Genomic DNA, 5,808 nt, shown 5'->3' with positions numbered 1-5,808 from the left:
ATCACCACCAAACCAATGGCGGCGCAGATACCAAAATAGGTAAATACAGAATTAAAACTCCCAGTTTTATCAAGCAAGAAACCAGCCGCCATCGGCGCGACAAATCCACCGAGGTTGCCGCCGCTATTAATTATGGAAGAGGCGATTGGATAGGTTTTGCTATCCGAAACGGCCATACCGTACGCGGTAAAGGCTGGCCAGCCGATATTTAAACAAAAGCCGACAAAGAATAATCCAATACAAACTGCCAGGGTGCTGGCCGGGATATTCAGCATAATTAGCATCATGACCACCGTTGACACCGCAGTGAACATCATGGTGGGTTTACGCCGGCGGCCTAATAGCTTATCCGAAACCCATCCGCCGCCGATCGCGCCAATAAAGCCGCCGATGCACGGCATACTGGCCACGAAGCCCATACTCATTACATCGAAACCGCGCTCTTTCACTAAATACAGGGGGATCCAGGTTAATAATCCGTACAGCACGCTAACCATCATAAAATACGCCAGGCAGTCACCGAGAATATTTTTTGAGGTGAATAAGCCTTTCGCCGTATCAATTGGCGCCATTTTCTTTACCCGAATGATTTTATCCAGCCAGGTAAATCTTTCGGCAATTAAGATATTTTCGCGTACGCTATTATTATGACTTTCACGCCCGGCATTAATCTCTGCCAGTTCGCTTTGGGAAACAAATCCGCTCTCAGCAGGCTTGGATTTGACCAGCAGATACCACGCGATGGCCGCCACAATTCCGGGTATAGCAAAAGAGAAAAAGACCCACCGCCAGCCCCAGGTTACCGCAATCCACACCGCCAGCGGCGGCACAATAATCGGCGCAAACATGGTCGCCGCGATGTAAACGCCGGTTGCTGTGGCTTTCTCTTTTGGTGGAAACCAGTTATTTATGGTGGAAGCCAGCCCCACCGGGCAAGGCCCTTCGCTCAGCCCCAGTGCCAGCCGCACCAGTTTCAGGCCAAACACCGAGCTCACCGTGCCCATCAGCCAGGTAAAGGCGGAGAAGCCGAAAATGGAGAGCGATACCAGCCCCCGGGTACCGCGTTTGGCGATGAAAAAGCCGGCCGGGATCTGGCTTACCGCATAGCCGAGGAAAAACATACTGGCGATGGCCCCGGCTTCAAAATTATTGATATGAAACTCATCAATGATGAAAGGCAGTACCGCGCCAATATTCGTTCGGTCGGCGTAATTGATGGCATACACCAGAAAAATCATCGTCAAAACCACGAAACGATATTTCGTTTTCCTGGCGTCAGTACAGACCAGCGTATCTATACGTGACATAGGGTTTCCTCGTTTTATACCTCATCCACTTCGCTGTAAGCTGCCGCTTCGGATCACCGCGTTTTACTATCCATACAGGAGCAAGAGATAAATGCTTTTCGCCAGCGAAACAGGTGGTTAGGTGTTTTATAATTGCGATGCAAGCACATCGCAGTTTGTTATCAGGCCTGTGAGAGGAATATAACAACCCCAAAATGAAACGGCATTCAAAAAACCTCAATTATGATTGAGAAAAATTGAGTTAGTGACTTCCCGCAAATTTTTAGCGTTTACTGACCTGCGCGCTTTTAACAAGATAAATTGTTAAGCCCATCACAAATTAACGTTGTTTTTTCGCTTTTCCCTATGCTGTACATCCCGGCTGCGCCACGCTGTTCGCTATTTTCTTTTATTCGCGCCCCGCGCAGGATGCCGCCATGAGCCAACCGCTACCCAATAAAAATCTGCCGATGCCCTCTTTACGCAATATCCAGGCTTTTATTGAAGTCGCCGCTACCGGCAGCCTTAACCTGGCCGCAGAGAATCTCAATATTACCGCCTCGGCGGTCAGCCATCAGATAGCTAGCCTGGAGCACTTTCTGGGGAAAAAACTGTTCTCCCGCAGCAGCAAAGGCGTCACGTTAACGGCGGTGGGAGAAAAATATCTCAAAGAGGTCTCCGGGGCGCTAAATATGATTGGCCAGGCCACCAGCCAAGTGATCAACGATATCCATCAGGATTATTTACGCATTCATTCGGCGCCGAGCTTCGGCCTGCTATGGCTGATGCCCCGTCTGGATAAATTCCGCCAGGCGTGGCCGGCGTTAAAAATCAGCCTGACCTGTTCATACGAAAGCATCCAGTTCTCCCGGGATAATATTGATATCGATATTCGTCACGGGCTGTCACAGTGGCCGACGCTGCTGGTCAGAACTATTAAAAATGAGCGCGTCCTGCCCTACAGCGCAGCGTCTTATTTAGCCAGCCATCCTGTGCAGGCTGTGGAAGATCTGCTGGCCTGCGATCTGATCCACTCCGACAGCACCTTGATTAACTGGAGCAACTGGCTGTCGTGGCACAAGGTCCGCGGCTGGCATAAAAACTTCATTTTTAATTTCGACCGGTCATATATGAGCATCGAGGCGGCCAGAATGGGAATGGGCGTGATCCTCGAGAGCAATCTGCTGGCCAGCGGACACGTGCGCCAGGGGCAGCTGACGCCGGTATTTGCCGACGAGCGGAGCATGCCGGTCGGCGCGCACCACTTCGTCCTCCCCCACGCTAATGAACAGAAGGAGAAGGTCCAGCGCTTCTTCTCCTGGGTCGCCGGAGAGCTGAAAGAGGAAGGGTTCCATATTTGATCCCGGCTGGTGGACAAACCGCCAGTCGGCGCCTAAAGTTAATCAATCGATTGATTAACTTTTACCGAGCGCGATGACCAGTAAAGGCGAACAGGCAAAAAATCAGCTTATCGCGGCCGCTATCGCCCAGTTTGGCGAGTACGGCCAGCACGCCACCACCCGCGATATCGCCGCCCAGGCCGGGCAGAATATCGCCGCTATCACCTATTATTTTGGCTCGAAAGACGATCTGTATCTTGCCTGCGCCCAGTGGATCGCCGATTTTATCGGCGACAATTTTCGCCCGCAGGCCGAAGCGGCGGAGCACCTGCTTGCCGGGGAAGCGCCGGATCGCCAGGCGATCCGCGACCTCATCCTTAGCGCCTGCCACAACATGATCCTGCTGCTCACCCAGGACGATACGGTTAACTTAAGCAAATTCATTTCCCGTGAGCAGCTGGCGCCGACCGCCGCCTACCATCTGATCCACCAGCAGGTGATTGCCCCCCTGCACCATTATCTCACCCGGCTGATTGCCGCCTGGACCGGCTGCGAAGCCAGTGATACGCAAATGATCCTCCATACCCACGCCCTGCTGGGCGAGGTGCTCGCTTTCCGTCTCGGGCGTGAAACTATCCTGCTGCGCACCGGCTGGACGCAGTTTGACGCGCAAAAAACGGAACAGATTTTCGAAGTCATTACCTGTCATATCGATTTCATCCTGCATGGGTTATCGCAAAGGAGTTTGGGCTGATGAAAAAACCCGTCGTCGTCATTCTGCTGATCGTGATTCTTCTCGCCGCGCTGGGCGGCGGCTGGTGGTGGTACCAGAGCAGCCGGCAGCAGCCGCTGACCCTGTATGGCAATGTCGATATCCGCACCGTCAACATGAGCTTCCGCGTTGGCGGTAGGCTGGCCTCGCTGACCGTCGACGAAGGCGACAGCATCCGCGCCGGGCAAACTCTCGGCGAGCTTGACCGCGCGCCGTATGAAAATGCCCTGCTGCAGGCCCAGGCCAATGTCTCCACCGCCCAGGCGCAGTATGACCTGATGATGGCCGGCTACCGCGCGGAAGAGATTGCCCAGGCCGCGGCGGCGGTGAAACAGGCGCAGGCCGCTTACGACTATGCGCAAAACTTTTATCAGCGCCAGCTCGGGCTGCGCGCCAGCAGCGCCATTTCCGCCAACGATCTGGAGAATGCCCGCTCCTCGCGCGATCAGGCGCAGGCAACGCTCAAATCGGCGCAGGATAAGCTGCGTCAGTATCGCGCCGGTAACCGCCCGCAGGAGATTGCCCAGGCCAAAGCCAGTCTGGAACAGGCGCAGGCGGCGCTGGCCCAGGCCAAACTGGACCTGCACGATACCGTGCTCACCGCCCCTTCTGACGGTACGCTGATGACCCGCGCCGTCGAGCCCGGCACTATGCTCAACGCCGGCGGTACCGTACTGACCCTGTCGTTAACGCATCCGGTGTGGGTCCGCGCCTATGTTGACGAGAAAAACCTCGGCCAGGCGCAGCCGGGACAAGAAGTGCTGCTCTATACCGACAGCCGGCCGGATAAGCCCTATCACGGCAAAATCGGTTTTGTCTCGCCGAGCGCTGAATTCACGCCGAAGACCGTCGAGACCCCGGATCTGCGCACCGATCTGGTCTACCGTCTGCGCATTGTGGTGACTGATGCCGACGGCGCGCTGCGCCAGGGAATGCCGGTGACCATCTCCTTTAGCCACGGGAACGGACATGAGTGAGACCGTCATCGCCTTAAACGGCCTGAGCCGCCGTTTTCCCGGTATGGACAGGCCAGCGGTAGCGCCGCTCACCTGCACGATCCGCGCCGGCTACGTCACCGGGCTGGTGGGGCCCGACGGCGCGGGGAAAACCACCCTGATGCGAATGCTCGCCGGATTGCTCAAGCCTGATGAGGGTCGCGCCAGCGTGATAGGCTTCGACCCGCTAAAAGACGACAGCGCCCTGCACGCGGTGCTCGGCTATATGCCGCAGAAGTTCGGCCTGTATGAAGATCTGACGGTGATGGAAAACCTGACCCTGTACGCCGACCTGCGCAGCGTCACCGGCGAGGCGCGGAAGAAAATTTTCGACCGCCTGCTGGAGTTCACCTCCCTTGGTCCATTCACCGAACGGCTGGCAGGCAAGCTTTCCGGCGGGATGAAGCAAAAGCTGGGCCTCGCCTGTACCCTGGTGGGCGATCCGAAAGTACTGCTGCTCGATGAGCCCGGCGTCGGCGTCGACCCTATCTCGCGCCGCGAGCTATGGCAGATGGTGCACGAGCTGGCCGGCGACGGCATGCTGATCCTGTGGAGCACCTCCTATCTCGATGAAGCCGAGCAGTGTCGCGATGTGCTGCTGATGAACGAAGGCAAACTGCTCTATCAAGGGGAGCCGACGGCGCTGACGCAAACCATGGCCGGGCGCAGCTTTCTGGTTTCCAGCCCGCAGGAGAACAACCGCCGCCTGCTGCAGCGGGCGCTGAAGCTGCCGCAGGTTAGCGACGGGGTGATCCAGGGCAAATCGGTGCGTCTGATCCTGAAAAAGGACGCGCGCATTGAGGACGTCCAGCAGCATGGCGACATGCCGCCGCTGCAGGTGGCCGACACCGCGCCGCGCTTTGAAGATGCGTTTATCGACCTGCTCGGCGGCGCCGGGACCGCTGAATCGCCGTTGGGGGCGATTATCCATCGCGTTGACGGCAGCAAAGAGGAAACGGTCATTGAAGCCCAGTCGTTAACGAAAAAGTTTGGTGATTTCGCCGCTACCGACCATGTCGATTTCCAGGTTAAGCGCGGTGAAATTTTCGGCCTGCTCGGCCCCAACGGCGCCGGGAAATCCACCACCTTCAAAATGATGTGCGGCCTGCTGGTGCCCACCTCCGGCAAAGCGCTGGTGCTGGGAATGGATCTCAAGGTCAGCTCTGGCAAGGCGCGCCAGCATCTGGGCTATATGGCGCAAAAATTTTCCCTGTACGGCAACCTCAGCGTCGAGCAAAACCTGCGCTTTTTCTCCGGCGTCTATGGCCTGCGCGGCCGGGCGCAAAATGAAAAAATCGCCCGGATGAGCGATGCCTTTGGCCTGGAAAGTATCGCCCGCCACGCCGCCGACGAGCTGCCGCTCGGCTACAAGCAGCGGCTGGCGCTGGCCTGCTCCCTGATGCATGAACCCGATA

General features: G+C 56.7%; 6 protein-coding genes. 4 read left to right on the top strand and 2 right to left on the bottom strand.

Annotated elements, in window-relative coordinates:
* Positions 1-1,307 (bottom strand): MFS transporter (locus KHQ28_RS00590; RefSeq protein WP_211777546.1); only part of this gene is annotated, 1,307 nt, incomplete at its 3' end.
* A 287-nt stretch (positions 1,308-1,594) separates the two neighbouring features.
* Positions 1,595-1,732: a hypothetical protein gene (locus tag KHQ28_RS00585; protein WP_004142057.1), complete on the bottom strand. Its 138-nt coding sequence runs from the start codon at positions 1,730-1,732 to the stop codon at positions 1,595-1,597.
* On the opposite strand from KHQ28_RS00585, the gene KHQ28_RS00580 reads away from it, so the two are divergent.
* The 4 genes from KHQ28_RS00580 to KHQ28_RS00565 form a co-directional block, all read left to right on the top strand.
* Positions 1,724-2,647: a LysR substrate-binding domain-containing protein gene (locus KHQ28_RS00580; protein ID WP_032419162.1), complete on the top strand. Its 924-nt coding sequence runs from the start codon at positions 1,724-1,726 to the stop codon at positions 2,645-2,647. The genes KHQ28_RS00585 and KHQ28_RS00580 overlap by 9 nt on opposite strands.
* A gap of 73 nt (positions 2,648-2,720) precedes the next feature.
* The gene (gene cecR / locus KHQ28_RS00575; protein WP_002895746.1) at positions 2,721-3,380 is read left to right on the top strand and encodes a transcriptional regulator CecR; all 660 of its coding nucleotides are present in this window, start codon (positions 2,721-2,723) and stop codon (positions 3,378-3,380) included.
* Complete coding sequence (hlyD, locus tag KHQ28_RS00570; RefSeq protein WP_002895745.1) at positions 3,380-4,375, top strand: secretion protein HlyD; 996 nt, start codon at positions 3,380-3,382, stop codon at positions 4,373-4,375. The genes cecR and hlyD overlap by 1 nt, the downstream gene beginning before the upstream one ends.
* A partial coding sequence (locus KHQ28_RS00565; RefSeq protein ID WP_211777545.1) for an ATP-binding cassette domain-containing protein occupies positions 4,368-5,808 on the top strand: 1,441 nt, incomplete at its 3' end. The genes hlyD and KHQ28_RS00565, both read left to right, overlap by 8 nt.

Origin of the sequence: Klebsiella sp. 28, from assembly GCF_018223905.1 — a bacterium.
GTDB lineage: Bacteria > Pseudomonadota > Gammaproteobacteria > Enterobacterales > Enterobacteriaceae > Klebsiella > Klebsiella pneumoniae.
Note: the sequence above shows the minus strand (reverse complement) of the source record. Positions and strands in the feature narration are given on the sequence as shown.

Coding starts and splice junctions, on each gene's coding strand:
- hlyD (WP_002895745.1), top strand. CDS start 3,380: ATGAAAAAACCCGTCGTCGTCATTCTGCTGATCGTGATTCTTCTCGCC.
- KHQ28_RS00580 (WP_032419162.1), top strand. CDS start 1,724: ATGAGCCAACCGCTACCCAATAAAAATCTGCCGATGCCCTCTTTACGC.
- cecR (WP_002895746.1), top strand. CDS start 2,721: ATGACCAGTAAAGGCGAACAGGCAAAAAATCAGCTTATCGCGGCCGCT.